General features: G+C 42.9%; 26 protein-coding genes, 12 pseudogenes and 1 riboswitch. Of the genes and pseudogenes, 24 read left to right on the top strand and 14 right to left on the bottom strand.

Annotated features, from left to right (window positions below):
* The first annotated feature begins 9 nt into the window (after positions 1-9).
* From JCM19037_RS25640 to JCM19037_RS07330, 8 genes are all read left to right on the top strand, one after another.
* Positions 10-177 (top strand): hypothetical protein, encoded by a 168-nt coding sequence (locus tag JCM19037_RS25640; protein ID WP_193744692.1) that lies wholly within the window; start codon positions 10-12, stop codon positions 175-177.
* Positions 174-479, top strand: a complete 306-nt coding sequence (gene comGC / locus JCM19037_RS07360) for a competence type IV pilus major pilin ComGC (RefSeq protein ID WP_042399455.1) — start codon at positions 174-176, stop codon at positions 477-479. Before JCM19037_RS25640 ends, comGC begins: the two co-directional genes overlap by 4 nt.
* On the top strand, positions 457-909 hold the full coding sequence (gene comGD, locus JCM19037_RS07355) for a competence type IV pilus minor pilin ComGD (RefSeq protein ID WP_373900543.1): 453 nt from the start codon (positions 457-459) through the stop codon (positions 907-909). The genes comGC and comGD overlap by 23 nt, the downstream gene beginning before the upstream one ends.
* On the top strand, positions 896-1,180 hold the full coding sequence (locus JCM19037_RS07350) for a type II secretion system protein (RefSeq protein WP_042399450.1): 285 nt from the start codon (positions 896-898) through the stop codon (positions 1,178-1,180). The genes comGD and JCM19037_RS07350 overlap by 14 nt, the downstream gene beginning before the upstream one ends.
* Positions 1,162-1,632, top strand: a complete 471-nt coding sequence (locus tag JCM19037_RS07345) for a competence type IV pilus minor pilin ComGF (RefSeq protein WP_042399447.1) — start codon at positions 1,162-1,164, stop codon at positions 1,630-1,632. Before JCM19037_RS07350 ends, JCM19037_RS07345 begins: the two co-directional genes overlap by 19 nt.
* Complete coding sequence (locus JCM19037_RS07340; protein WP_042399445.1) at positions 1,629-2,021, top strand: hypothetical protein; 393 nt, start codon at positions 1,629-1,631, stop codon at positions 2,019-2,021. Before JCM19037_RS07345 ends, JCM19037_RS07340 begins: the two co-directional genes overlap by 4 nt.
* A 75-nt stretch (positions 2,022-2,096) precedes the next feature.
* Positions 2,097-2,327 carry a hypothetical protein gene (locus JCM19037_RS07335; RefSeq protein WP_042399442.1) on the top strand — a complete coding sequence of 77 codons (231 nt, stop codon included), beginning with the start codon at positions 2,097-2,099 and terminating at the stop codon, positions 2,325-2,327.
* A 95-nt stretch (positions 2,328-2,422) separates the two neighbouring features.
* A complete protein-coding gene (locus JCM19037_RS07330) occupies positions 2,423-2,665 on the top strand; it encodes a DUF2626 domain-containing protein (protein ID WP_042399557.1) in 243 nt (80 codons plus the stop codon).
* 44 nt (positions 2,666-2,709) lie between these two features.
* Here the strand turns inward: JCM19037_RS07330 and JCM19037_RS07325 are convergent.
* Positions 2,710-3,344 (bottom strand): annotated as a pseudogene (locus JCM19037_RS07325) (MBL fold metallo-hydrolase).
* A 135-nt stretch (positions 3,345-3,479) separates the two neighbouring features.
* Between JCM19037_RS07325 and JCM19037_RS24115 the strand changes: the two are divergent.
* Positions 3,480-3,647 carry a DUF2759 domain-containing protein gene (locus JCM19037_RS24115; protein ID WP_081829129.1) on the top strand — a complete coding sequence of 56 codons (168 nt, stop codon included), beginning with the start codon at positions 3,480-3,482 and terminating at the stop codon, positions 3,645-3,647.
* On the opposite strand, the gene JCM19037_RS28345 is transcribed toward JCM19037_RS24115, so the two are convergent.
* The 3 genes and pseudogenes from JCM19037_RS28345 to JCM19037_RS07315 form a co-directional block, all read right to left on the bottom strand.
* The gene (locus tag JCM19037_RS28345) at positions 3,627-3,950 is read right to left on the bottom strand and encodes a YqhG family protein (protein WP_052363650.1); all 324 of its coding nucleotides are present in this window, start codon (positions 3,948-3,950) and stop codon (positions 3,627-3,629) included. The two genes, JCM19037_RS24115 and JCM19037_RS28345, sit on opposite strands and share 21 nt — an antisense overlap.
* 13 nt (positions 3,951-3,963) lie before the next feature.
* Positions 3,964-4,429: pseudogene (locus JCM19037_RS28340) on the bottom strand (YqhG family protein).
* Positions 4,430-4,433: 4 nt separating this feature from the next.
* Positions 4,434-6,085, bottom strand: a pseudogene (locus JCM19037_RS07315) (DEAD/DEAH box helicase).
* A gap of 137 nt (positions 6,086-6,222) precedes the next feature.
* Positions 6,223-6,327: riboswitch (glycine riboswitch) on the top strand.
* Between the two features lie 170 nt (positions 6,328-6,497).
* Here JCM19037_RS07315 and gcvT point away from each other — a divergent pair.
* The 3 genes and pseudogenes from gcvT to gcvPB all read left to right on the top strand — a co-directional run bounded on the left by gcvT (position 6,498) and on the right by gcvPB (position 10,414).
* Positions 6,498-7,585, top strand: a pseudogene (gene gcvT, locus JCM19037_RS07310) (glycine cleavage system aminomethyltransferase GcvT).
* A 17-nt stretch (positions 7,586-7,602) separates the two neighbouring features.
* Positions 7,603-8,954: pseudogene (gcvPA, locus tag JCM19037_RS07305) on the top strand (aminomethyl-transferring glycine dehydrogenase subunit GcvPA).
* Positions 8,951-10,414, top strand: a complete 1,464-nt coding sequence (gene gcvPB, locus JCM19037_RS07300; protein WP_042399440.1) for an aminomethyl-transferring glycine dehydrogenase subunit GcvPB — start codon at positions 8,951-8,953, stop codon at positions 10,412-10,414. Before gcvPA ends, gcvPB begins: the two are co-directional and overlap by 4 nt.
* A 133-nt stretch (positions 10,415-10,547) precedes the next feature.
* On the opposite strand, the pseudogene JCM19037_RS07295 reads toward gcvPB, so the two are convergent.
* Together JCM19037_RS07295 and JCM19037_RS07290 are read right to left on the bottom strand one after the other, a co-directional pair.
* Positions 10,548-10,774 (bottom strand): annotated as a pseudogene (locus tag JCM19037_RS07295) (DUF896 domain-containing protein).
* A 97-nt stretch (positions 10,775-10,871) separates the two neighbouring features.
* Positions 10,872-11,258, bottom strand: coding sequence for a rhodanese-like domain-containing protein (locus JCM19037_RS07290; protein WP_042399556.1), 387 nt, complete (start codon positions 11,256-11,258; stop codon positions 10,872-10,874).
* 173 nt (positions 11,259-11,431) lie between these two features.
* On the opposite strand from JCM19037_RS07290, the pseudogene JCM19037_RS07285 reads away from it, so the two are divergent.
* A pseudogene (locus JCM19037_RS07285) lies at positions 11,432-12,267 on the top strand (biotin/lipoate A/B protein ligase family protein).
* Positions 12,268-12,304: 37 nt separating this feature from the next.
* On the opposite strand, the gene dat reads toward JCM19037_RS07285, so the two are convergent.
* Entirely contained in the window at positions 12,305-13,162 is an 858-nt protein-coding gene (dat, locus tag JCM19037_RS07280; protein WP_042399438.1) for a D-amino-acid transaminase, read from the bottom strand.
* A gap of 274 nt (positions 13,163-13,436) precedes the next feature.
* On the opposite strand from dat, the gene mntR reads away from it, so the two are divergent.
* Positions 13,437-13,853, top strand: coding sequence for a transcriptional regulator MntR (mntR, locus tag JCM19037_RS07275; RefSeq protein ID WP_042399436.1), 417 nt, complete (start codon positions 13,437-13,439; stop codon positions 13,851-13,853).
* A gap of 345 nt (positions 13,854-14,198) precedes the next feature.
* Here the strand turns inward: mntR and ytvI are convergent, their stop codons facing one another.
* From ytvI to JCM19037_RS07260, 3 genes and pseudogenes are all read right to left on the bottom strand, one after another.
* Positions 14,199-15,248: a sporulation integral membrane protein YtvI gene (gene ytvI / locus JCM19037_RS07270; protein WP_238544593.1), complete on the bottom strand. Its 1,050-nt coding sequence runs from the start codon at positions 15,246-15,248 to the stop codon at positions 14,199-14,201.
* A 238-nt stretch (positions 15,249-15,486) separates the two neighbouring features.
* Positions 15,487-16,511 (bottom strand): annotated as a pseudogene (gene splB, locus JCM19037_RS07265) (spore photoproduct lyase).
* Positions 16,512-16,523: 12 nt separating this feature from the next.
* The gene (locus tag JCM19037_RS07260; RefSeq protein ID WP_042399434.1) at positions 16,524-16,763 is read right to left on the bottom strand and encodes a transcriptional regulator SplA domain-containing protein; all 240 of its coding nucleotides are present in this window, start codon (positions 16,761-16,763) and stop codon (positions 16,524-16,526) included.
* A 149-nt stretch (positions 16,764-16,912) separates the two neighbouring features.
* On the opposite strand from JCM19037_RS07260, the pseudogene JCM19037_RS07255 reads away from it, so the two are divergent.
* A pseudogene (locus JCM19037_RS07255) lies at positions 16,913-17,795 on the top strand (patatin-like phospholipase family protein).
* A gap of 15 nt (positions 17,796-17,810) precedes the next feature.
* On the opposite strand, the gene JCM19037_RS07250 reads toward JCM19037_RS07255, so the two are convergent.
* Both JCM19037_RS07250 and JCM19037_RS07245 read right to left on the bottom strand, forming a co-directional pair.
* Positions 17,811-18,140 carry an SA1362 family protein gene (locus JCM19037_RS07250; RefSeq protein WP_152548981.1) on the bottom strand — a complete coding sequence of 110 codons (330 nt, stop codon included), beginning with the start codon at positions 18,138-18,140 and terminating at the stop codon, positions 17,811-17,813.
* An 18-nt stretch (positions 18,141-18,158) separates the two neighbouring features.
* Positions 18,159-19,126: pseudogene (locus tag JCM19037_RS07245) on the bottom strand (DUF1385 domain-containing protein).
* Positions 19,127-19,273: 147 nt separating this feature from the next.
* Here JCM19037_RS07245 and JCM19037_RS24990 point away from each other — a divergent pair.
* From JCM19037_RS24990 to efp, 4 genes and pseudogenes are all read left to right on the top strand, one after another.
* On the top strand, positions 19,274-19,615 hold the full coding sequence (locus JCM19037_RS24990; protein ID WP_052363648.1) for a YqhR family membrane protein: 342 nt from the start codon (positions 19,274-19,276) through the stop codon (positions 19,613-19,615).
* Positions 19,587-19,763: a YqhR family membrane protein gene (locus tag JCM19037_RS26925; protein ID WP_373900529.1), complete on the top strand. Its 177-nt coding sequence runs from the start codon at positions 19,587-19,589 to the stop codon at positions 19,761-19,763. Before JCM19037_RS24990 ends, JCM19037_RS26925 begins: the two co-directional genes overlap by 29 nt.
* Positions 19,764-19,828: 65 nt before the next feature.
* A pseudogene (locus tag JCM19037_RS07235) lies at positions 19,829-20,892 on the top strand (M24 family metallopeptidase).
* 24 nt (positions 20,893-20,916) lie between these two features.
* Positions 20,917-21,474, top strand: coding sequence for an elongation factor P (gene efp, locus JCM19037_RS07230; protein WP_042399427.1), 558 nt, complete (start codon positions 20,917-20,919; stop codon positions 21,472-21,474).
* A 64-nt stretch (positions 21,475-21,538) separates the two neighbouring features.
* Here efp and JCM19037_RS07225 read toward each other — a convergent pair whose 3' ends face one another.
* Together JCM19037_RS07225 and JCM19037_RS07220 are read right to left on the bottom strand one after the other, a co-directional pair.
* Positions 21,539-21,838: a hypothetical protein gene (locus JCM19037_RS07225; protein WP_042399425.1), complete on the bottom strand. Its 300-nt coding sequence runs from the start codon at positions 21,836-21,838 to the stop codon at positions 21,539-21,541.
* 123 nt (positions 21,839-21,961) lie between these two features.
* The gene (locus JCM19037_RS07220) at positions 21,962-22,417 is read right to left on the bottom strand and encodes a universal stress protein (RefSeq protein WP_042399422.1); all 456 of its coding nucleotides are present in this window, start codon (positions 22,415-22,417) and stop codon (positions 21,962-21,964) included.
* Between the two features lie 236 nt (positions 22,418-22,653).
* Between JCM19037_RS07220 and JCM19037_RS28335 the strand changes: the two genes are divergently transcribed.
* The 5 genes and pseudogenes from JCM19037_RS28335 (at position 22,654) to spoIIIAD (ending at position 24,694) form a co-directional block, all read left to right on the top strand.
* Positions 22,654-23,067, top strand: a complete 414-nt coding sequence (locus tag JCM19037_RS28335) for a hypothetical protein (RefSeq protein ID WP_052363647.1) — start codon at positions 22,654-22,656, stop codon at positions 23,065-23,067.
* Positions 23,068-23,086: 19 nt separating this feature from the next.
* Positions 23,087-23,611: a hypothetical protein gene (locus JCM19037_RS28330; RefSeq protein WP_052363646.1), complete on the top strand. Its 525-nt coding sequence runs from the start codon at positions 23,087-23,089 to the stop codon at positions 23,609-23,611.
* The gene (gene spoIIIAB / locus JCM19037_RS07210) at positions 23,556-24,068 is read left to right on the top strand and encodes a stage III sporulation protein SpoIIIAB (protein WP_238544592.1); all 513 of its coding nucleotides are present in this window, start codon (positions 23,556-23,558) and stop codon (positions 24,066-24,068) included. Before JCM19037_RS28330 ends, spoIIIAB begins: the two co-directional genes overlap by 56 nt.
* Positions 24,069-24,088: 20 nt before the next feature.
* Positions 24,089-24,294 (top strand): annotated as a pseudogene (spoIIIAC, locus tag JCM19037_RS07205) (stage III sporulation protein AC).
* A gap of 4 nt (positions 24,295-24,298) precedes the next feature.
* On the top strand, positions 24,299-24,694 hold the full coding sequence (gene spoIIIAD / locus JCM19037_RS07200) for a stage III sporulation protein AD (protein ID WP_042399415.1): 396 nt from the start codon (positions 24,299-24,301) through the stop codon (positions 24,692-24,694).
* The last annotated feature ends 3 nt before the right edge of the window (positions 24,695-24,697 follow it).

The following is a 24,697-nucleotide window of genomic DNA, read 5'->3' as shown; positions in this document are numbered from 1 at the left end:
GATGATCCCTTGGAAAAGAATGAACAGATTGAACGATTAGAAAAACGACTGTTGCACGTTCAATACGAACTTGAACGTCTTCAGAAATACATTGAGAAACTAGAATATCAGCAGCATGATGATACCGAAAAAATTGTCACAATTTTATATAAAAAGAAGGAGGAAGTGCGGTCATGAAACAATTTTGGAAAAAACAGGGAGGATTTACATTGATAGAAATGATGATCGTCTTGCTCATTATTTCAGTGTTACTACTCATCGCCATTCCAAATATGGTGAAAAACAGTGAGGTCGCGCAGTCCAAAAGTTGTGAAGCAACGATTGATTTGTTAAGAGCGCAAGCAGGGAGTTATGAAGTTCAATTCGGGAAACCACTCACAGACTTAAAAGACTTGCAATCGGAAGGGTTAGTCGATCGCATTACGTGTCCGAATGGCGATACGATCTCATTAAAAGATTTGGAGATCGGTTCGAATTAAGCGGGATCAAGGGTTCTCATTGATGGAGATGTCATTAGTACTACTCATTGTTTCGATCTTTTTGCTGTTGCCGCTTTTGCATTTTCAATCTGTGACGAAACAACAAGAAATTACGACATTTGTTGACCGCTTAGTGGAAGACCTACATTATACACAGCAATTGGCGTTGACGCGTAACCGCTCAGCGAGATTGTACATTCAGCCTGATAACCACCGGTATCGCATATTGGTAGCTAACGAAATTGTAAAGCAGGTTGAAGTGCCGGAGTACGTTGTATTTAGCGGCTCGACCATCCGTCCGGACCAAATTATCTTCAATCGCAATGGCAACTTGAGCTATTCGGGGAGCTTTGAAGTGTATGCAGATCATGCGCGATTTCAATTTACCTTTTTAATTGGTTCGGGGAGGTTTTATTATGTTCGAAGATAAAGGATTTACACTCATTGAAGTTGTGTCCGCCCTTTTAGTGTTGGTCATTATCACAGCTGGAACGATTCCGGTTGCTACGCAATTACACGAAGAACGAGAAGCTGTATCCCGTTCTTATGATGCTCTCCACCTTCTTCTTTATGAAGAGCAAAAGGACATTGTAGAAAAAAATGGCGTGCAATATGTGCGTAAAGGAAGCGCCTCAAATGGGTGTGTAACGTGGAATGATTCATCTGGGAAGGAGAGGGAGGTATGCATGCAAAAGCCTTAAATGATCGAGCATTTACATTGCTTGAAACGATGGTGGCGATGATAATTTTATTCTCTGTACTTGCTGTCATTCCGCTAGCCATGAAGGCTGTGCAACCGCTCGGTATGGAGCGGTTGCATCACCAGCATGAGATGTTTGTATGGTTTCAACAATTGCAAAGAGAGGCGATGCATACGAAAGAGTACATCGTTCACAACCGCCACTTACTCACGATGGTGGACACCGATGGAACAGAGCGAATGATCCGCATGAGAAACGGTAACCTTGTCCAGCAAGTCGATGGGAGAGGTCACACAATTTTGTTAACGAACATCGATCGGTTTTTCGTGGAAGCCTTTAACGATGGAGACGTTCGGGTGACGATTACGAATCACAACCGAGAGCATGAACAAGTGCTGGAAAGATCAAACGTCTTGGAAGGAGAATTCATATCGGTCAAAAGGGTGCAATGATGCCACTTGTTCTTATTATTGGGTTCTTGTGCTCGTCTTATGTGGGTGCACAAGCGTTGCTGCTTGTTACCGAAGTGAAGATGTTTGCAGCGTATCAATCATCTCATCAAGCAACGTTAATATTAAAAGCAGGTGAGAAGAGATGGTGGCAGCTTTATGAAAGCGGACAAACTACGATGGCTGATGAGTGGGAGGTTACTGGAGGAAGATTCCGGTACACGATGACAGGAACATACGGTGAAGGCTATCAAGCGGTCAATTTCTTTGCTGAGACGGGTGAGGACATTATTCTTCAACATCGGTTTCATGTGAAGACCGAATTCCCTCCAGAAGAGGAAGATGAGCCGACAATTTCAGAGCGTAAAGAAGGGAAGAAGGATAGCGATTAACGTCGCTGTCCTTTGTCGTGTATGAGCATAATATCATCGATTTTTGGCAACGATATAGAAGAGGAGATGATAACGATGAACCCGAATCCTTATTTAAAATATTTGGTTGAAACTTTTTTACGTGGTATGGAAAACTTCTTTTCTTCGGAAACCACATACCGAGAACGCAGACAGGCGAGGAAGAAACGAAAGCTAAGAATGTTTACAATGTTTGGGCTAATTCCCACAGCAATGAAGATTAGCTACCGTCGTGCAAAGAAAAAACCAGGTGCACGTTTGATCTTAGCAGGAAAAAGGGGAAAGTGATTTACAAGCAGAATTCATTTCATATATAATGGGAGTATCGAGAAGGACAATCTTTTGAGTTCTGCAGCTAAGGAGGGAACAAAATGAACAATGAAATGGGCCGCATGTTTAGAGTCATGGGATTCTGGACTGGTATTTTTGCTGTCTTGTTCTTTGTTGGACACATGTATGAAATGGCACTTATATTCTTTGCGCAAACGGCAGCTTTTGTAGGTCTAGGGTTTATGAACTTGTCAGAGCGTAATTATGTATACATTTTCGGCGCGTACCTTACTTTATTTATGGTTGTGTTTTCAGTGTATACAATTTTCATTATGGAGCCTGCATTCGGTCACTAAGGTATACATAAAAAGGCGGTGGAGTTCCGCCTTTTTCACCTGTCTTACAGTCCGTTGAGGAATGGGTTTTGATCCATTTCTTCTCCAATGGTCGTAGCAGGTCCGTGTCCAGGAGCCACATGTGTAGACTCTGGAAGAGTGATTAACTTTTGGTGAATGGTCGTCATGAGGTTCCTTCATCGCCACCAGGTAAATCGGTGCGGCCGATTCCACTTTGAAACAAGACATCGCCAGAGAATACGGTTTCGGATGAAGAATGATAATACGAAACACTTCCTGGAGAGTGGCCCGGCGTTTCAAGTATTTGAAACGAGAAGTCACCAATGTTTAGTTGACCCTCTTCTTTAATGATTTGATCTGCGGGTTTAACGGTGAATCCATTGCCGCCTAAGAAATTGCGAGAACGATTGAGCTCGTCATCCATTAGCCATTCTGCTTCGTTTTGGTGCACATACACCGGAACAGAGAACGCATCACGGATGTGGTCAACCGCTCCGATGTGATCAAAGTGGGCATGAGTTAACAAGATGGCTAGAGGCTTTAAAGAGGCGTCGCGAATGGCTTTTTCAAACGCTTCCCCATCACCGCCGGGATCAAATATAATCGCTTCTTGGTTGTTACTTTGAAGCACATAAGCATTCGTTTGAATCGGTCCTAAAGGGACTTGTGACCATTTCATGAAGTAATAACTCCTTTCCATTCTTTCTCGTCCATTGTACACAGGATGATCCGGTTTGAAAAGAAGGTCACAACGACGCAAATGCGTGCAGTTTTAAGAAACTCAAATAAAATTCCTAATAAGGAGAGAACAATTATGGCAATGGCTGCGATTACTTTGGCTGTAGCAATTTTATCTGTAATTGCTTTTTTTAGAGAGTTGAAACGTCGGAACTTTATGGGTGTAGGTTTTTCTTTTGCTAGCATCCTCGTATTTGGATTCTTCGGTGTGATGACCCTGATTTCAGGCGCACCAGAAGCCTAAAATAAACCGGAAGACATTGTCTTCCGGTTTATTTTTTTGGGTATCATTTTGCAAGTAGAAAATGCCTCCGTTAATAAAGCTTAATTCGATGGCAGGTTGATACTGTTCTTTAATCGCCTTTTTTTCCAGGTCATAGTCTTCACGAACTTCTTCTTCCTCATAAAAACGGTCTAAAAGAATTAAGTCCTCATTCATCCGTTTTGTTGCTTCATCTGCCCACTCATGCTTTCGGTTTGAAATGTCACCGAGTAAATACTGTTTGATCCTTCTTACTGCACTTGTTGGCTGGACGAGTCCAGCCATTTTAAACGATAGCTCAGGTATTGAATTTACAAGTTTTTTTTTCTCGGAGTGTATCCATAAACCCGTCGACGGTCTCTCCGCTAATTAGTTGCACTCCAAAAGAACGAAGGTCATCTCGTCGACGGTGGCACGTATAGGAAATACGAACGTTCAACTAACCACGGATAGAGGGGCGTATTTGTGCCTTGATTTGTTTGTTCATACAGCCGCGTGTGCGCTCCTTTTTTTCCCGCGGATTGAAAGATTTGATGGAGTCGTGGCGATCCAAAATGAACCTTCTCATAGCCGGATGTACTATTCATATCTGTCGTAAGGCGCATTTTCATCGGTTCAGGCGTTCTTCCCGTTTTCTCTAAATAGTGCCAGTAAAACGGGCGATTCATAAGTTCTTCATCTAAATCACGATTTAATTGTATTTCGATGTTCGTATAATCGGTATGAAGAAATGTGCCGCCACACGCTTCAAGGTATCGGTACATGTAATTATGAACTTTGTGCTGGTCCATCTTCGTTTCGCTCCTCTCGTTGCATTATGGAAGTGAGGTGGGAAAGTCGTTCTCGGGCTTGCTCGGTATCGTCAAACTGAAGTGCTTCGTGCACGTATGACTCGAGCTTCGTTTCATTCACACGTTCAAGGATGTCATCGAGTTGCCCGATAACCCCTTCAAACATCGATATTTTCTCATAGAGAAGGGAAAGAATTCGATCTTCAACCGTTTGCTCTACAGCATAGTTGGTCACATGCACGTCTTGCTCCTGGCCAAGTCGATGTATTCTACCGATACGTTGTTCTACACGCATCGGATTCCATGGCAAATCAAAGTTAATCATGTGATGACAAAACTGCAGGTTTAAGCCTTCGCCTCCAGCTTCGGTTGCGATCAATACTTGCGCATAGTCTCGGAATAGTTGCCGCATCCAATCTTTCTTGCTCCGTTTGAATCCACCGCGAAATGGAACGGATTTAATGCCATGTTGTTGAAGAAAGTGTTGGAGGTAGGCTTGTGTGGCTCGGTATTCCGTAAATATAATTGTTTTCTCACCACTCTGTTTTAGTTGCCGCAATACGTGTTCAGCTTTGGCATTGCTCGTTACCTGCTGCATTCGCTCCACGATCGGGGCGACAACTTCTTCGTTTAATAACCCTTTTTTCATCATATTTGAAAGCGTCACACCTAAGGCTTGTTTACTAGAGCACGTTTCCCTTAGCAATGTAGTGAGTGAGAATCCGTGAAGTTCTTTAAAACTCGAACGCAGATTGTCTACTTCCTCGTACAGCGCCCGTTCTTCATCTGAAAACAGCACTTTATAGTTTTCGACATTTCGCTTCTTCCAGGCAATGTTCGTGTCTGCTCTTCGATTTCGAACCATTACACTACGAACGAGAGACTGAATGTCTTCGTGTGCATCTTCACCACGATTTCGTTTATATTTTGCTTTAAATGTTTTTTCGTCACCGAGATGACTGGTTTTAATATCGAAACGAGATGAAAGAGCTCTTCAATGCGATTTTGAACAGGAGTCGCTGTCAAGAGTAAGCAAAAACGCTTCTTTAATTGTTTGATAAACGCATAGCTTTTCGTTTTTGAGTTTTTGAGTTTATGAGCCTCATCAATAATAATGAGGTCATACGGTTGATTCAATACAATATCTCGGTGTGGCTCTCGTTTGGCTGTATCCATTGATGCGACGACGACGTCTGCTTGCTCCCATACGTATGTCTTTTTCTGTGGAACTGCAGGAATATAGAATTTTTCATTCAGTTCACTTGCCCACTGATTTACTAAGGATGCAGGTGCTAGAATTAACACTTTCTTAACAAGACCACGAATCATATATTCTTTAAGAACCAATCCTGCTTCGATCGTTTTACCAAGTCCAACTTCATCTGCGAGAATGGCTTTGCCGTTCAATTCTTCCACCACTTTTCGTGCGGTTTCCAATTGATGATCATACGGTTGTAATTGGGGTAAGTATGTCGGAGCAACAAGCCCATCAAATGAAGGAACGGCTTGATACTCTTCTGCTTCATACGCAAGGTTGAACATTTCCCACGATGCAAAAGGACCATCTTGGTCGAGACGTTGTTGGAATTGTTCTTCCCACTCAATAGAAAAATCGATGTCGATGTACATGTTCTCTCCTCTATTTCCGACAAAAATCATTGGCAGTTGAAAAGCTTAGTGCTAAACTTGAAGTAAGTTAGACCGTGCCACATGTTTCTTTAGTATGTGTCAAACGATCACCAATCTATTCAAAACCAAATACGCGGATGAGAACAGAGGGAGAGTCCGTAGTCGGAGTCTATTCCGATGAAGCGGCGCCGAAGGAGCAAGCCTAGTGTGAATCTCTCAGGCAAAAGTACTTCTGTTTGACGCAACTCTGGAGAGCGCTCAAATTTGAGCCACCCACGAAGACAGCCTTGCACCTTTTTTGGGGGCAAGAGGAAACTTTCTGGTATATGGACAGAGCTTTTCAACGGATGTTGGAGAGTTCTGTCTTTTTCTATGTGAGTATCCAGGAAATGAGTATAGGGGGAATAAACGTATGGCTGACAAACGAACCACATTGTATGAAACACACGTGAATGCTGGAGCAAAAATGGTGCCTTTTGGAGGATGGGAGATGCCTGTCCAATACTCTTCAATTAAGGAAGAGCACCGTGCTGTTCGAGAGCATGCAGGCCTTTTTGATGTATCTCATATGGGAGAAGCGTTTGTTGAAGGAAAAGGGGCATTAGAGACGTTGCAAACGGTAATGACCAACGATGTTTCCAAACTAGCCGTTGGCAAAGCGCAATATTCAGTCATGTGCAACGAAAACGGTGGTACAATTGATGATTTACTCGTTTATCGCCTTGGTGTGGAGCGGTATTTTGTTGTGCCGAATGCAGCCAACCGAGACAAAGATATTCAATGGATTCAAAAACATGCCAACGATAAAACGGTCATCACAGATGTGTCGGACGACTATTCCTTACTTGCATTGCAAGGACCAGATGCAGAGCAAATTGCAGAGCGAATATTCGGCGAAGCTGTGAAAACATTGCGCTTTTTTGAAGCGACAGAACGAGATTTTCAAGAAGAGCCGGTCATCGTTCGCGAAGTGGGTATACCGGAGAGGATGGCTTTGAGCTCTATGTAAAAAACTCGGTGGTCGAAAGTCTTTGGAACGAGATTTTAGACACTGACATTGAAGGATTACGCCCATGTGGTTTAGGTGCTCGTGATACATTGCGTCTAGAAGCACGATTGCCACTTTACGGTCAAGAGTTAACAGATTCAATTAGCCCGTTAGAAGCGAAGCTAGGATTTGCAGTAAAAGTAAACAAAGAAGCGCCATTTATCGGACAATCACTTTTACAAAAAGAAAAAGAAACAGGACCAAAACGATTACTCGTTGGTGTCGAATTAACGGGAAAAGGAATTCCAAGAACCGATTATCCAGTATACAACACGGATGGCGTTGAAATTGGTGTCGTCACGTCAGGGACTCAGTCGCCGACACTTGGCAAAAACATCGGCTTAATGCTCGTCGATCGAGTGTATAGCGAGATTGGAACAGCTGTCGTCGTTGGGGTTCGGAAACGTATGGTTGAAGGAAACGTCGTTGCAACACCTTTTTATAAGCGATAAAGATGGAGGGGAAATTCATGTCACAACACCGCTTTTTGCCAATGACAGAGCAAGATCGTAAAGAAATGTTAGAACTTGTAGGGGCGAAGTCTGTCCAAGATTTATTTGCCGATATTCCAGAGTCGGTTCGACCAAAAAATCCGATGCGTATTCAGCCAGCACTTCCTGAGGCAGAGCTTGTTAATTATTTTCAATCCTTAAGCAATCAGAACACTTCGATCAAATCATTGCCTTCGTTTTTAGGAGCAGGAGTATATGATCATCACATCCCAGCAACTGTAGATGCGGTCATTTCTCGTTCAGAGTTTTATACTGCGTACACGCCTTACCAACCAGAGATTTCCCAAGGTGAACTGCAGGCTATCTTTGAATTTCAAACGATGATCGCAGAGGTTACGGGTATGGATCTTGCGAATTCTTCAATGTATGACGGCCATACTGCTCTTGCAGAAGCAGGGGTAATGGCGGCTAGTCACAAAAAAATGAAACGAAAAAAGCTTCTCGTTTCGAGTACGGTACATCCTGAAGCCATCGATGTCGTGCAAACATACGTAAATGGACCAGGGCTTGAACTTGAGCGTATTGGTAGTAAAAATGGCTGTACAGATATCGATGCGTTAACACAGTCCATCGGTGAAGATGTAGCGGCGGTTATCGTCCAGTATCCGAACTTTTATGGGGGGATTGAAGATCTTGAAGAGATTCGTAAAGTAAGCGAAGAGGCAGGAGCGATGATGATCGTGAAAAGCAACCCGCTTGCGTTAGGCGTCTTAACACCTCCAGGTCATTTCGGTGCAGACATTGTTGTCGGCGATACGCAACCATTTGGCATCCCAAGTCAATACGGTGGGCCTCACTGTGGCTATTTTGCGACGAAAAAAGCGTTAATGAGAAAAGTGCCTGGTCGACTCGTCGGGCAGACTGTTGATGAAGATGGCCAAAGAGGGTTTGTGCTAACGTTACAAGCACGCGAGCAGCACATCCGTAGAGACAAAGCGACGTCAAATATTTGTTCCAACCAAGCCTTAAATGCGCTAGCTTCATCGGTAGCGATGACAGCTTTAGGAAAAGTTGGGTTGAAGAAAGTTGCTTTGCAAAACCTACAAAAAGCAAACTACGCAAAAACCGCACTTCAAAATGCAGGGATAACGATTGTAAACGACGGCCTCATTACAATGAATTTGTCATTGATGTAGGAAAGGACGTCCGTCAAGTGAACGAGCAACTTTTGGAACACGGATTAATTGGTGGCCTTGACCTCGGAAGGTTTGCAGGGGAGGCCGAAACACACATGCTCGTCTGTGTGACGGAATTACGTACGAAAAAGGAAATTGATCAATTCGTAAGTGCATTGGAGGAGATCAAATGAAGCGTAAAGAGCAAGCGTTAATTTTTGAGCTGAGCCGACCTGGACGTAAAGGGGATTCCTTACCAGAAAATGATGTGCCAGAGGTAGCTGTTGAAGATCTTCTCGACTCAAAGTTTGTTCGGCGAGATGACGCAGATTTACCAGAGGTTTCGGAGCTGCAACTCGTGAGGCATTATACCGCATTGTCTAATCGTAATTTCGGCGTGGATTCTGGGTTTTACCCGTTAGGATCTTGTACGATGAAGTACAATCCGAAGATTAACGAAGTGATTGCTAGGCTAGAAGGATTTGCGCACATTCACCCGTATCAGCCAGAGAATCAAGTGCAAGGGGCATTAGAGCTCATGTTCGATTTGCAAGAGTCTCTCGCTGAAATGACAGGCATGGATGAAGTAACGTTGCAATCAGCGGCAGGTGCGCAAGGAGAATGGACTGGGCTTATGATGATCCGTGCTTTCCACGAAGCGAACGGAGATTTTAAGCGAACGAAAGTCATTGTTCCTGATTCTGCGCACGGAACGAATCCTGCATCGGCGAGTGTAGCAGGATTTGACTCGGTGACAGTGAAGACCGACGAACGTGGTCTCGTTGACCTTGAGCATTTGCGTGAAGTGACGGGTGAAGATACAGCCGCCCTCATGCTAACGAATCCAAACACATTAGGGTTATTTGAAGAAGATATCGTTGAGATGGCCGACGTTATCCATCGTGCAGGTGGAAAATTGTATTACGACGGCGCGAATTCTAATGCCATTCTTGATAAAGCACGGCCAGGAGATATGGGCTTTGATGTTGTTCATCTTAACTTACACAAAACATTCACCGGTCCGCACGGGGGTGGGGGACCTGGCAGTGGCCCAGTCGGTGTGAAAAAGGAACTATTGCCGTTCATGCCGAAACCATTGCTCATTAAAAAAGAAGATCAGTACACGTGGGATTATGACCGTCCGAAAGCAATCGGTCGCGTGAAGCCGTTCTATGGCAATTTTGGCATCAATGTGCGTGCGTACTCGTATATCAGAACGATGGGACCTGAAGGCTTACGTCAAGTATCTGAAGACGCTGTTCTCAATGCCAATTACTTGATGAAGCGATTAGAACCTCATTACGATGTGCCATACCCGCAATATTGTAAGCATGAATTTGTCGTCTCAGGGAAGCGCCAAAAGAAAATGGGCGTTCGTGCTCTCGATATCGCGAAGCGATTGCTTGACTATGGATATCATCCACCAACGATGTATTTCCCATTAAATGTAGAAGAATGCATGATGATCGAGCCAACAGAAACAGAAACAAAAGAGACGCTAGATGCCTTTGCTGACGCGCTTATTGCGATTAGTAAGGAAGCAGAAGAAAATCCAGATCAAGTATTAGAAGCTCCTCATGAAACAGTCATCTCAAGACTAGATGAAACGCAAGCAGCTAGAAAACCTGTACTTCGTTTTGAAAAAGAGCAATAAGGAAAGAACTGCTAAAAAAGCGTCAAGGATAGGAACGAATCCTTGACCGCTTTTTCCTATACTCATTAAGAAAACAGCGGATATGCCTAAAGTTCCTTTAGGGACATCCGCTGTTTTCTCTCATCCGTATTGGTTAATGGGATCTTCTTTGTTCTTGATCGTCTTTGAGGCGTTTTGGTGTAACGTCGTCCCCGTTTTCATCGACAACGGTTACATTTGACATCGTGTCCTTCACTTGCCCTCGGATGTAGCTTAAATATTCTTGACGAAGTTTGATTGTTCCGTTCTCTCATCTTCAGTCAAGCCTACTTCTTTTGATTTCTTGGCTAGTTCATTAATTCTGTCAATGATTGGAATCATCGGCTTCATCCTTTCCCTTAGTTTGCGTGAAGGAAATGGTAACACGCACATATCATTCCTGCAAATGCCCTTTCTTATGCTGAGAAAGGGCATTTGCTTATTTCTTCTTCACTTTCCCCGTCCATTTACGAAATCCGCCTTTTAAGTAGAATAAACGGTCGGTACCGACTTTTTTCTTAATTAATCGTGCAGCTTGTCTACTTCTCGCTCCTGAGTGATCATACAAATAAATGTCTTGGTCTTTTCGAAACTCAGAAAGGCGTTGTTTGAGTTGGGAGAGTGGAATATTACGTGCGCCTAAAATGTGACCACCGTCGTATTCACGTTGCTCCCGCACATCAATCAGTTGAGATTTACGGTAACCTTCGATAAATTGACGTTGTGAAAGTGAATCAAGATATTTAGGTGTTGAGAGTCTACGGAATAGCCATACCGCAATGGTACCAATGATTAGACCCCATAGAATGTAGCTAATGATACTCATAATTTCCATACGTTTACAATTCCCCTTTACTACTAAAAGCTGGTAAGAAAGCTTTTATGCATCCTTATCTATTATAAGTGTGAATGCACGGTTACGCAAAGAATAAAAACAGCGGATGTACAAAATATCTCTTCGTTGCTACACTAGTGACAATGAGGAGAGTAGATGAAAAAATGAAAAAAGAAACTTGGTGGCTCATTGATTCAGGTGCTAGAGATCCGTATTATAATATGGCATTAGATGAATGCCTTTTACTATGGCATAGTGAAGGTCGCATACCGCCTGTGATTCGATTTTACGAATGGAATCCAGCGACGCTATCCATTGGCTATTTTCAAAAGATCAATCAAGAGATCGATGTCGACGCTGTTCATCGTCACGAGTTAGGGCTTGTTAGGCGCCCTACAGGCGGCCGTGGTGTCTTGCATGATCAAGAGCTTACATATAGCGTAATTGTTTCTGAAGAGCATCCACGGATGCCAGCGACAGTAACCGAAGCATATCGAGTCATTTCAGAAGGTTTGCTTCATGGATTCCGTGATCTCGGTTTGAATGCAGGTTTTTCCATTCCAGAATCAAAAGAACAAACAGAAGCGTTAAAAAACCCTCGCTCTTCGGTTTGTTTCGACGCTTCATCATGGTATGAACTTGTCGTAGAAGGCGTAAAATTGCAGGAAGTGCCCAAACGAGACAAAAAGGAGTTATTCTCCAACACGGTGCCATTGCGCTCACATTTAATGAAGAGCAATTATTTGATCTATTCATTTTTAAAAATGCTCGTATACGTGAGAAGATGCAACAAGCATTTCGAGCGAAGGCGGTCGGAATCAACGATTTAACAGACCAACAATTTACAATTGACCACATTCGCTCGGCATTCTCCAACGGGTTTGAAACAGGTTTAGACATTGAGCTAAAGCCTCAGACACTCACTCACAAAGAAGAAGAAGAAGTGCAGAAATTAGCCAATGAACGGTATCGTTCAACGGAATGGCTTTACCGAAGGTAATGGAATGTGTGGGCAGCTTAGACGCTGCCCACACATTTTACGTCCCGCTCTCGGTCTTTTTAACATCTTCTTCAAATCGCTCTTGCAATTGTTTCGTAATTTCCCCGACTTTAAGTTGCACATGTTTCGTTCCTCGAAATTCAGTAATGGGTGTCACTTCATTCGTGGTACTCGTAATGAACGCTTCATCCGCGCCGGCAAGATCTTCAATATCAATTGGATCATAGCGCACGGATTTACCGAGCTGTTCTGCATATTCCAAGACGACTTGCCGAGTAATGCCATTTAAGATCAAGTTCGTTGCAGGATGAGTTTGTATTTCATTATCTTTTACAATAAAAAGATTTGAAGAAGATCCTTCGGTCACTTCATTTCCACGGTGTAACACAGCCTCTTGGCAGTCGTGGTCAGCGGCTTTTCTCTTTGCCAGTACGTTGCCAAGCAAATTAACAGATTTAATGTCACAGCGGAGCCAACGCTCATCTTCAGTAAGATACACAGCAATTCCTGATTCGAGCTGGTCTAACGGTCTTGGCATTTCTTTAGTAAAAGCGAATACGACGGGCTCTTCGTGACGCTCATACAGGTGGTTACGTTCTGCTGCGCCTCTAGAAACTTGCACGTATAAAATGCCTTCTTGTAGATGATTTTCATTTTTCAGCTCATTTAAAGAAGCGCTTAACGTTTGCTTATCTTCAGTACTAAACGGAATATCCATTTCTTCAGCACTTCTTTGTAGTCGCTGCATGTGCATTTCCATTTGGTACGGGTGTCCACCGTAAATGCGGACGACTTCATAAATCCCATCGCCAAAATACATACTTCTGTCATCAAATGAAAACATGGCCTCATTGCGTGCAATGATTTCTTTTCCCATTAAAACCTTCTCTGCCATTGGTTGCCACATCCTTAGATTAAAATGAACGGTTATACAGTAATCATAACACGCTTTGTCAGCGATTTAAAAAGGACTTGTCACTCAATTGTTAGCAACATGACAAATCTAACTTGTATTGTACTACAAGTTGGAGAAGACGGGTGATTATGAATAAACCGTTGTTTGTAGCGGAGCAATTATGTACAATATAAAGGTAATACACACGGCAATGACAATAGCGAAACAAGACTGTACATAATGCCCGCAACGTGATTTGAATGGGGGAGCTTACATGGCTACAGCCAGTATGGAAGATTATTTAGAGCGTATCTATCAACTCATTGAAGAAAAAGGGTATGCTCGTGTATCCGATATTGCGGATACACTAGAAGTGCACCCGTCCTCAGTGACAAAAATGGTCCAAAAGCTAGACAAAAGTGGTTATGTTATTTATGAGAAATATCGGGGCCTCATCCTTACAGCAAAAGGTAATAAAATCGGGAAACGCCTCGTATATCGGCATGAATTACTCGAAGATTTCTTACACCTCATCGGTGTTGACGAGTCATATATCTACACGGACGTAGAAGGAATTGAACATCACTTGAGTTGGGATGCGATTGATCGCATTGGCGATTTGGTGCAGTACTTTAAGGAAGATCCAAAGCGAATAGCCGAACTTCAAAACCAAAACAAAACAGAATCTTAAAAGACGAGAACACCCAACAGAAGGAGTGTTCTTCGCCACAATTTTTAATCTGTGAATAAGTACCCCGCCCAAAAGGTCACGATGCGAATCGTACTTTTGGGTTTTTTGTTCTTTGCTGAGACTAGAAAACGGTGCCCTGTTTTGGCCACCGTTGTGTTGATACATGTACCCAATCACTACTAAAAAACCGTGTTCTCATTATTTATGAGAACACGGTTTAAACGTTTGCCTAAATTCGTGTAAATGAAGCATAGGATCGTCAATCTGCCTCATCTTTGTTTCGTTACGTCTCTTTCATCGGTGGGTCATCTTTTTTCTCAGGTTTTTCCTCATCATCTTTTAAGTTTAATTCAAACAGCCCGGCTTCTTTTGCAGAAAGAATGGCATATAAACGAAAGGTCCAAGAATGAGACCCATGACTCCGAAGAATACAAAACCAAAATACATGGATAAAACGGTTGGTAATGCGTTCATTCCGATCGAGTCACCGAGTACTTTTGGTTCGAGAATTCGTCGAATGATTAGTAGAACAAGCGCCAGAATGTTTAACTGAATACCCATCGTCACGTCTCCGAGAATCATCGCTAGGATCCCCCAAGGCGCGAGGACGAGGGCTGGGCCTACGTACAGAGGAATGATGTCTACAACCCAGATGACCACACTCATGATAAAAGCTGGCCCCGGTGAAATGTAAAGCAAGCTGATGTAAGTGAGGATGAACACACCTAGACTTAGAATGAACTGGGCTTTCCACCAACCGAGGAAAACTTTACCCATGCGGTGGAATACGTAGCGCAATTTGTTAGAGGTCTCTTTTTTGAAGAAGTTAAAGAAGTTACCTAAAAGTCTTGGTAGATCAAGACTAAATAAGAACAACGTAATTAAGTATATGAGACCAACAAAAAGCATATTCGGTACCGATGATAAAAATGAGCCGAGTAAGCCAACAAGGTTCGTTGTTATGCTTAGGGCAAAGTCAATCGCATCCTCTGATAAGCGCTCGAGTTCCCGAGCAATTTGATATCCTTGTGGCAAATCTCTTAGCAATTGGTTAAATTGAATAATTAAATCGTTCGCCAGACGTTGCAGCTGAATGGCGTACTGCGGAAGTTCTTGTGACCATTCGACAATACTTTTCATGAGTCTTGTAATCGAAAGGTAAAGAACGATGGAACTAATTGCGACAAAAAGTAAAAAAACAATCGTCACAGGCAAAAGTCTTTTCTCTGTTTTTAATTGCTTTTTAAAGAACCGAACAAACGGTTCGAATATCATCGCTGTGAGTAATGCCAATAATAGCGGCATTAGCGCTGAAAAGTTAAAGTAGACGAACAGTCCACCAACAATAAGGGCAATCCCGATTAAAATCCGTCTGACAATGGTCTTATTAAACAAAGGGGTCCTCCTTCGCTCATGAAGTGAGCGGTCGTTGCAGGTAATGATCTACTTCTATATTATACGGCAAATGTGCTGTTGTAAAACGAATCTTCAAGGAAATGGAGAAAAACTCCATAGATTAAGAAAGAATTTATTGTTTGTGGGCAATAATTGGCGAACGACTTCACGAAAATAATGCGAAAGGCATGAATATTGCCTTTCGCACATCTGTATGCAGAAGGTGTCACTGCATTCTTTACGTGAAATATTCGATTTTTGCTTCAGGAAAGTAACGGTCGGTGAGACGATAGAGGAACGTTTTCATTTCCTCTTCTTGTGATTTTTCATAAACGTATTTGTGTATGCCGTAGCGACCCCATTTTCGTCGTCTTTTCGATTCATCAAGCTCGAGCTTTGTCATCGGATAGTTTTTTTCGATAACTCGTTTCGCAGGTTGCGTAAATCGGTGTTGAATAAATTCAAAAGAAATGTCGTCGCGCCCACCTTCCGGCAACTTTTCATAAAGTGTTTTAAAGAGTTGTTCATAGCCTTCTTGCCACCCATCATGAATATAGATTGGAGCGACGATAAATCCAAGGGGATAGCCCGCTTCTTGAACTTTAGCGGCAGCTCAATCCGTTTATCTAATGAAGACGTGCCAGGTTCGAAATATTTAATGACGAAATTTGCATTCACACTAAAGCGAAAGCGGGTTTTTCCACGATGGTCAGCATCTAAGAGGTGATCAACATGTTCAAATTTCGTAACGAAGCGCAATACACCATGGTCAGTTTTAGCCATATGTTCGATGGTGCTTTTTAGTGAATGAGTGAGATGGTCGATACCGACGATATCAGACGTACACGACGCTTCGAAGCGAGTGATCTTCGGAGCATGCTCGTTCATATACTCATCAGCTCTAGCCAAGATTTCATCGGTATTTACATACGTGCGAATATACGGTTTGGAACCCATCGTCGTCTGCAAGTAACAATAATGGCAATGACCCATACATCCCGTTGCGAGTGGCAATGCATATTCTGCCGATGGCTTTGACGTGTCAAACTTTAATGTTTTCCGCACGCCGACGACGAGTGTCGATTTTGCATTCCGATATTTTTGGAAGTCATTGTCTCCGGGTAAGTTGCGAACTTGGTTGTGTGAAGTTGTTTCGTTAATTTCTACACCACGTTCAGAAAAATAATCATACAATTTCTTACCTAGTGGATATTCGTAGGCGCGTGGCTCTATATAAATGCGCTCAGGCATAAATGCTTTCATTGTTTGTCACCTCTAGTAGGGTTCAGGATCTGTTTCAAAGTAATAGGCGTAAGCCTCTTCGGCTTCCTCGTAGCTATTGAACACCGCCAGCTCTTCTGTGAGTGGATAAAACTCATCCATCAGAAAGATGGATTGGGCGCTTTTTGCGTCTGGGTCGTTTACGACCGTTGCTTCTCGAATGTTCGCGACATCTTGTGTGTGGGGATTACGGTGAATCACATATAATGTCTCTCCCGCTTTATACAATTCCATCAATCATTCCTCCTTCAAATTAGCGTGCCCGTAAATGATCTCCTCTGCCTAGTATCGTGATGGATTTTTCTCCTGCCTTTTCCAAAGGACAACACGCAATCCGAGCATTTTTTGCATAGTGTAGAGATGTGGAGAGGAAGGTGTGACCGATGCTGATCGACGGAGTTTTTGCCGGCGGCGGAGCAAAAGCCTTCGCATTTATTGGTACACTGGAAGCAATGGAAAAGAAAAACTTCCAATTCTCTCGCATTGCTGGAACAAGTGCGGGTGCAATTATGGGTAGTCTTATTGCTTCAGGATATACAAGCAAAGAGATAAAAAAATGTTCGAAGACATTGAATTAGACATGTTTTTAGATCCAACAGCTTGGGCAAGAACATTTCCTCATCTCCTAAAGTGGGTAGCGTCTATTGGGGATTAGGTTTATATAAAGGAAACAAACTTGAGGAGTGGTTAAGCGAAAAGCTAGAGGCAAAAGGGGTACGGACGTTTGCGGATCTTCCTGATCACTCACTTCGGTTGGTGGCAGCAGATATTACGAGAAAGCGAATGCTCGTGCTCCCAGATGACCTCTCAAACTACGGGTTAATCCCGGACTCTTTCCCTGTAGCAAGAGCCGTGCGTATGAGCTGTAGCTTGCCATTTTTCTTTCAACCTGTGAAGTTATTTGATAAAAATGGATCGTCGTCGTTAATTGTTGATGGGGGGATCTTGAGTAACTTCCCGATGTGGCTATTCCGGAGGCATCGATCAAAACGGCCATTGCTCGGCTTTCAATTGAATCCAGAGCCACACGAAGGAGAGTACAAACACATTAACAACGCATTGGAATTGTATGGTTCCATCTTTGAGACGATGCAAAAAAGCCATGACTCACGTTTTGTTGACGCTGGTCATGGCGATAATGTCGTTTTTATTCCTGTAGAAAAGGTGAAAACGACAAGTTTCTCGTTATCCGATGCTGATCGTGCAGAACTGATTGAACTTGGGTTTCATACGACAATGGATTTTTTGAAAACATGGAGCAGGTAACAGGTTGCGTGACGTCTATCGTCGCGCATTTTTTTTGTTTCCTTGGATGACTTTTAAATTGTTAGCGTTCCGTTTTTTCTTTACACTCACTTGATCTTTATTTTTTACTGCTGTTGATTTACGCCGCTCTCGATCTTGTTTGAGCGCCCGTTTATACTGAGGATCAACTCGAGTTCTTTTGGAAACAAAGCGAGTAAAAATAAAATAAAACAAAAAGGCAAACAGAGCCATCAGAAGAAATGTGAGCATGAGACCGCTAGGGTTTGTGAACAATTGGCTCACTAGACCTACAATCGCTAGAAGTACGATCCCTAAAACAAATGGATTTCGAAAAATTGTTCTCAACGCATTGCCTCCCATTCATTACACAAGACGTTCGTCTATCTTCTCTTTGTGAATTTCATCCTCGCGTTCTAGCATCTTTTCAAACGAACGGATCGACACTTCGACTTGATCGTCTTTTGGTTGTTTTGTCGTTAATAATTGTAACCAAAGACCAGGTAAGCCTAACCATTTTAACACAGGGATATTCCGTAATTTATTTGTAGCTTGCAACACTTCGTAAGAAACACCGAGAACGACAGGAATGAGCAATAGTCGGTGAACAATTCGTTCAAACAGGTTATCAAAAGGAATGAGCAAATAGATCATGACCCCGATAATGACTGTAAAGAGCATAAAGCTACTTCCACAACGATAGTGAAGGCGAGAATATTCTTGCACGTTTTGAACCGTTAATGAGCGGTTGGCTTCATAAGCGTTAATCACTTTATGTTCCGCCCCGTGATATTGGAACACACGTTTAATGAGCGGCGTGAGTGAAATTAAATACACATAGCCGACAAGAATGATGGTTTTAAAGATCCCTTCCAGCAAATTTTGTGCCACATGTCCAGGAAACGGTCCTGAAAGAGTTTCTGCTAGAAATACAGGGACGAGCGTAAAGATAATGGTCCCGATGATAAAGCCACGACGCTCACCGCTGCCACACCAATCGTTGCCGCAATCTTTGATCGCTCTTCTTCAGGAACGATGTCTTTATCATCATCAGGATGAACATCGTAACGGTCTGAAGCAAAATTCATATGTTTACTGCCGAGCGCTGCAGCTTCAATTAAGGCAATGCTGCCTCGTACAAAAGGAATCTTTTTTAGTTTTTGTAACACGGGTTTAGGTTTTTTTAGGTTCTCGAAGTATTCAATTTCCCCGTTTTTTCTGCGGATCGCACTGACCGTCGTTTCTTTTCCTGCAAACATGACGCCTTCAATTAGCGCTTGTCCGCCATAGGCAGGCTTTTGAGCCTGTTCGGTTTCCTTTGTTTCCTCACTCATGCTGACACCTTACTTTCTCAAAAAGTTCGATTGCACTTCATGACTATTCTACATCATGTGTCCATGAACCTCCATAAGCAGACGTTTTTTTCGTTCGGTAAGAATGATTTACTGCGCAAAAACCATAATAGGAAGGAGGTGATATTCATGAGTGATGAGAAAAACGAATCCAAAAAGGCGAATCAAGATTTGCCTTTAGGTTTTAAGGTACTGATTACAGGTTTCGTCGGCGGCCTTTTTTGGGGGATCATTTGGTACGTGGCTTACTTTTTTAATTTTACGGACGTTGGACCGAATTTGTTATGGAAGGCGTGGACGCTTGGAAGTTGGAGCGAAGAAGCAACCGGACAATGGATTGCAATTTCTCTATTAGCCATTCTGTCCATTGGGGTGGCGTTTTTTTTACAGGTATGTGTTCGCAAAGATTACGAGTATGTGGGCAGGAGTAGGGTTTGGGGCTTTGCTTTGGGTAATTATTTTTTACATTAGTAATCCTTTGTTTATCGGGCTAGATTCGGTGCCTGAGTTGAGTGGGATTACGATTGTGAGCACATTATCGTTGTTTGTCTGTTATGGGTTATTCATCGGTTATTCGATTTCGTATGAGTATGAGATGGAGAAGTATACAGGAACTTAATGGCAAGCACATAACGACTTATGCTAAGATAGAAACGATGATTGTTTAGGTGAGGAGGAATTGGCATGAAGCGTTTAGAAGGAATTCGAAATCAATTTACAGTTGAAAAGATTGATGCACTCATTGTAGAGAGTGATGCAAATCGTCGGTATTTATCAGGGTTTACAGGAAGTGCGGGTGTTATATTAATTACATCGGATCAAGCGTACTTTATTACCGATTTTCGCTACGTAGAACAAGCAAAGAATCAGTGCGAAGGCTATACAATTGTTGAGCATAAAGGTCAATCAGTAACGAGCTCAAAGCATTAGTTGAAGAGCACAGCATAACTTCTGTTGGTTTTGAAAAATCTTATACGACTTTTGAAAAATATGAAGTGTACAAGGATGCAGGCATACCGCTCATCCCTGTCGCTGGGCTTGTGGAATCGCTTCGCATGTTCAAAGATGAGAAAGAGCTTTCAATTATGAAAGAAGCAGCAGAAATTGCCGACCAAACATTTTATGATATTGTCGACTACATAAAACCGGGAATGAAAGAAACAGAAGTAAGAGATCGATTAGAATTTACAATGAGACGTTTAGGCGCAGATCGTTCCTCATTTGATATCATTGTCGCTTCTGGTTCACGGGGCGCTTTACCTCACGGTGTGGCAAGTGACAAAGTCATCGAAGAGGGCGAACTTGTGACGATGGACTTTGGCGCCTACTACAAAGGGTATTGCTCAGATATAACGAGAACGGTTGCTGTTGGGCAACCAACGGACGAAATGAAAAAAGTGTACGAAACCGTTTTGGAAGCCCAGCTTCTTGGGGTAGAGCAAATTAAACCAGGAATGACGGGTAAAGAAGCAGACCAGATTTGTCGTGATTATATTTACAGTAAGGGCTACGAAGGAAAATTTGGTCACGGATTAGGCCATGGGCTGGGTATGGAAGTGCACGAAGGTCCAGGTGTATCCCCGAAAGGCAACGTCGTACTCAAACCGGGTATGGTTGTGACTGTCGAGCCTGGCGTATATTTGCCAGGTGTAGGTGGTGTAAGAATCGAAGATGATATTGTCATTACAGCAGATGGCAATGAGCGACTGACAACCTCGGATAAATCGCTTCGTCATATCGGTAAATAATTATAATAAAGGTGGTTCTTATTCGTGATTTCAGTAAATGATTTTCGCACAGGGCTAACAATTGAAGTAGATAACGATATTTGGACAGTTCTTGAGTTCCAACATGTAAAACCTGGAAAAGGTGCGGCATTTGTACGTTCAAAGCTGAGAAGCCTTCGGACGGGAAGCATCCAAGAAAAGACGTTTCGCGGCGGAGAAAAAGTAAACAAAGCGCATATCGAACGAAACAAAATGCAGTATTTATATTCCAATGGTAACGAGCATGCATTTATGAATATGGAGTCATTTGACCAGATGGAGCTTCCGACTGACCAAATCAAATACGAGTTGAATTTCCTTAAAGAAAACATGGAAGTGCATATGATTACGTATGGCACAGAAACACTTGGCGTGGAGCTTCCGAACACAGTAGAACTTGAAGTGTCTGAAACCGATCCAGGAATTAAAGGAGACACGGCTTCTGGAGGTCACAAGCCAGCTACTCTTGAAACAGGCTTTAAAGTGAACGTACCATTCTTTATTAATGAGGGCGACCAGCTCGTAATTGATACAAGAAAAGGTGAATACGTATCAAGAGCATAACAAAAAGTGCGTCAGGATGAGTGATGATCCTGGCGCACTTTTTTTGTAAAACAAGGCTCCTCTGTTAAGAGCCTTGAGCATGGACGATCAGCATATCGCATGGTGGACGATCAATGAGAATATCGCTGAGTGACTTTTGAATTTTGGCAGAACGATGCATCCGTTTTAACGCAACAACGATGAAAGGCGCATACCGTGCAGAAATAATTTTACGTGGATCTTTAAACGTCAAATCAGTCGCCCGCACATGTTGCCCGTTTTGCCGAAGTTGGTGCTCGAACTTTTTTAACCATTCTGTACGTTCAGAAATGATCTGTGAGCGAAGTGTTGGATCGTTTCGTTCCACAACCGTGTATTTTCTCATATCAATTCCATGAAGCAGAACAATGTCTCTTCCTCAGCCTCGGCAATGTTTGCTCCCTTTGTTACGCAAGATAGAGCCTCCTCATGAAAATCCAAAAAGATAAGCACGGGATCCGTATCTGTCTTATACGCTTGCTCGTTCTCGTTCCTCTGTTCGGACGACAAAAACATCGCATTTTGCTTTTTTAATAATGGCACTTGTCACACTCCCTTGAAGAGCTTTTTCAAGCTTCGTCCCGCCAGTTGCACCAGCAACAATTAAATCAATATTATATGCAGGCACAATCTGCTTACTAATTTTTATAGAAGGAACACCAGTTTCGAGTATTGTTTGAGAAGAAACACCTTCCGCTTGAGTATGGAGCAAGAACTGCTCGAGTTTTATTTGTGCTGCCTTTTTAACTTTATCGACGACATAACGGTCAAAACGAGCCAACGTACCATAAGGTTTAGGGTTAATGACCGTACACAAATACAGTGTGGCATTATTTTGGCGGGCAAATCGAATCGCATGCTTGTAAGCGTCGTTTGAAGGAGTTTCCTCACCGTCTATACATAAAAGGACACGCTCATAACTCATTGCAAATCACTCCTTTAAAAGAGAATGAACATAAAGGTTGATTAAAAATTAACATCTGATGGAAAAGTGTGTCAATTCAAATGTTAGTATGAATGAATTTACATTATTTTCACGACCTGTTTCGACAATTGAAGAGGTTGCGGTGGTGAATTGTTCTAAATCTTTGATTTGAGAATAGAGTGTACAAGCAAAGGGTGTTAGCAAAAGTTTGCAAGTTTGAATGGAGTTGATGTCTGATGAATTGCTTCTCGGAACACGTGCCATTCAATCGAGATTCGATTTTATCACTCGTCCCGCATGAAGCACGCTCATCCGTTGAATATGAATTAACAAAAGAACAGGTTGAAGAAATTCGTTTTCGGCCAGGACGAAAAATTGAACTCATTACGAGACGAGGCCGTAAGCTGCTGGACGATTTCTTATTTAGTTCTGACGATGCGGTGTATGTGATCAATCAGCTTAGCCAACATTCAGTGTATGCGTTTGAAGAAGAGCTAAAGCATGGATACATCACGTTAAAGGGTGGTCATCGAGTTGGATTAGGAGGCGAAGCGGTCGTTGAAGCGGGAAAAGTGAAAACGCTCAAACATATTCGTTCCTTCAACATTCGCATCAGCCGATCTATCCACGGTGTATGCGAGCCTATGTAGATCACTTATTCCATCATGGTTGGAACAACATTCTCATTGCCGGCCCCCTCAGTCAGGAAAAACGACGCTGCTCAGAGACGTAGCGAAAGTAGCGAGTGACGGTTGGAAAGCGAAACAAATCCCACCGAGTAAAGTCGCGATTGTTGATGAGCGCTCTGAAATCGCCGCATCGTTTGAAGGGGTACCGCAATTTGATATTGGCGAGCGGACCGACGTGCTCGATCGCTGCCCGAAAGCTGAAGGGATGATGATGCTCGTACGGTCGATGAGTCCAGACCTCATCATAGTCGATGAAATCGGGAGTGACACTGATAAAGTGGCCATAAAGGAAGCCATACGTGCGGGGGTCTCCATATTGTGCACGGCTCATGCCAAGACATTTGAGAATTTGTACGACCGTGATATTTTCGTTCGAGGATTGTTTGATGGAGTAATTATGCTGGACAACGATAAACGCGGCACGTACTACTCAGGAAAGGAGATCCATCGTGCGTTGGATTGGAGCGCTCGTCGTTCTCATATCGATGACCGTCGGCGGGTTTGAATGGTCACGTAGACTGACGCTTCGGTCAAAGCAAATTCGGGAATTAACGACCGCATTGCAAATGTTTGAAGCGGAAGTGATGTTTGGCCACACACCATTAAAAGATGTGACAACGAAACTGTCAGCCACTTTGTCAAAACCAGTCGCCCGCATTTTTTCCGAATTTGCCGCTCGTCTAACTGCGGGAAATATTGAAGCAAAAACCGCTTGGGAAGAGAGCTTAAACAAACACTGGGCGGAAACATCAATGAAAGAAAAAGAGAAGGAAGCGCTGCTTCAATTTGGGCAAACGTTAGGACAACACGGCCGGTTTGAACAGCAAAAATATATTCAATTAACACTCGCTCATCTAAAAGCAGAAGAAATTGACGCTAGAGATGAACAGCAAAAATATGAACGCATGGCAAAGTCGCTCGGATTTTTGGGAGGGCTGCTTGCAATCATCGTGATGATCTAACACAAAAAGGAGGGATGACGGTGGGGTATGACGTAGATACCATTTTTCAAATCGCTGGTATTGGCATTGTCGTCGCTATGATTCACACCGTACTAAAACAGATGGGGAAAGAAGATTGGGCACATTGGGTGACACTCATCGGGTTTATCGTCGTGTTGTACATGGTAGCAACCATCGTCGATGACCTGTTCACAAAATACGCAGCGTGTTTTTGTATATAGGATAATCACATGTCGATCGACATGATTCAGATTGTCGGCTTTGGTTTAATCTCAGCCTTTTTAGCGATGATTCTAAAAGAACAAAAGCCAGCGTTTGCTTTTTTGCTCACACTATTTGTCGGAGCCATGATTTTCTTATTTTTGTTAGATTATATTGTCATGGCGTTTCAACTCGTCGAAACTTTGGCAAACCATGCACACATTAACATGGTGTATTTGCAAACGATGCTCAAAATCATTGGCATTGCATACATTGCAGAGTTTGGGGCGCAAATTGCGCGAGACGCTGACCAAGGCGCCATCGCGCAAAAAATTGAACTAGCTGGAAAGGTATTAATCGTCGTGATGGCCATACCCATTTTCAATGTACTCATTGAAACCGTCATTTCCTTGATTCCAGGCTGAAAG

The sequence above is a fragment of the Geomicrobium sp. JCM 19037 genome (assembly GCF_000698105.1).
Taxonomy (GTDB): domain Bacteria; phylum Bacillota; class Bacilli; order Bacillales; family Marinococcaceae; genus Geomicrobium_A.
The sequence above is the reverse complement of the archived record's forward strand: the minus strand, read 5'-3'. Positions and strand labels throughout refer to the sequence as shown.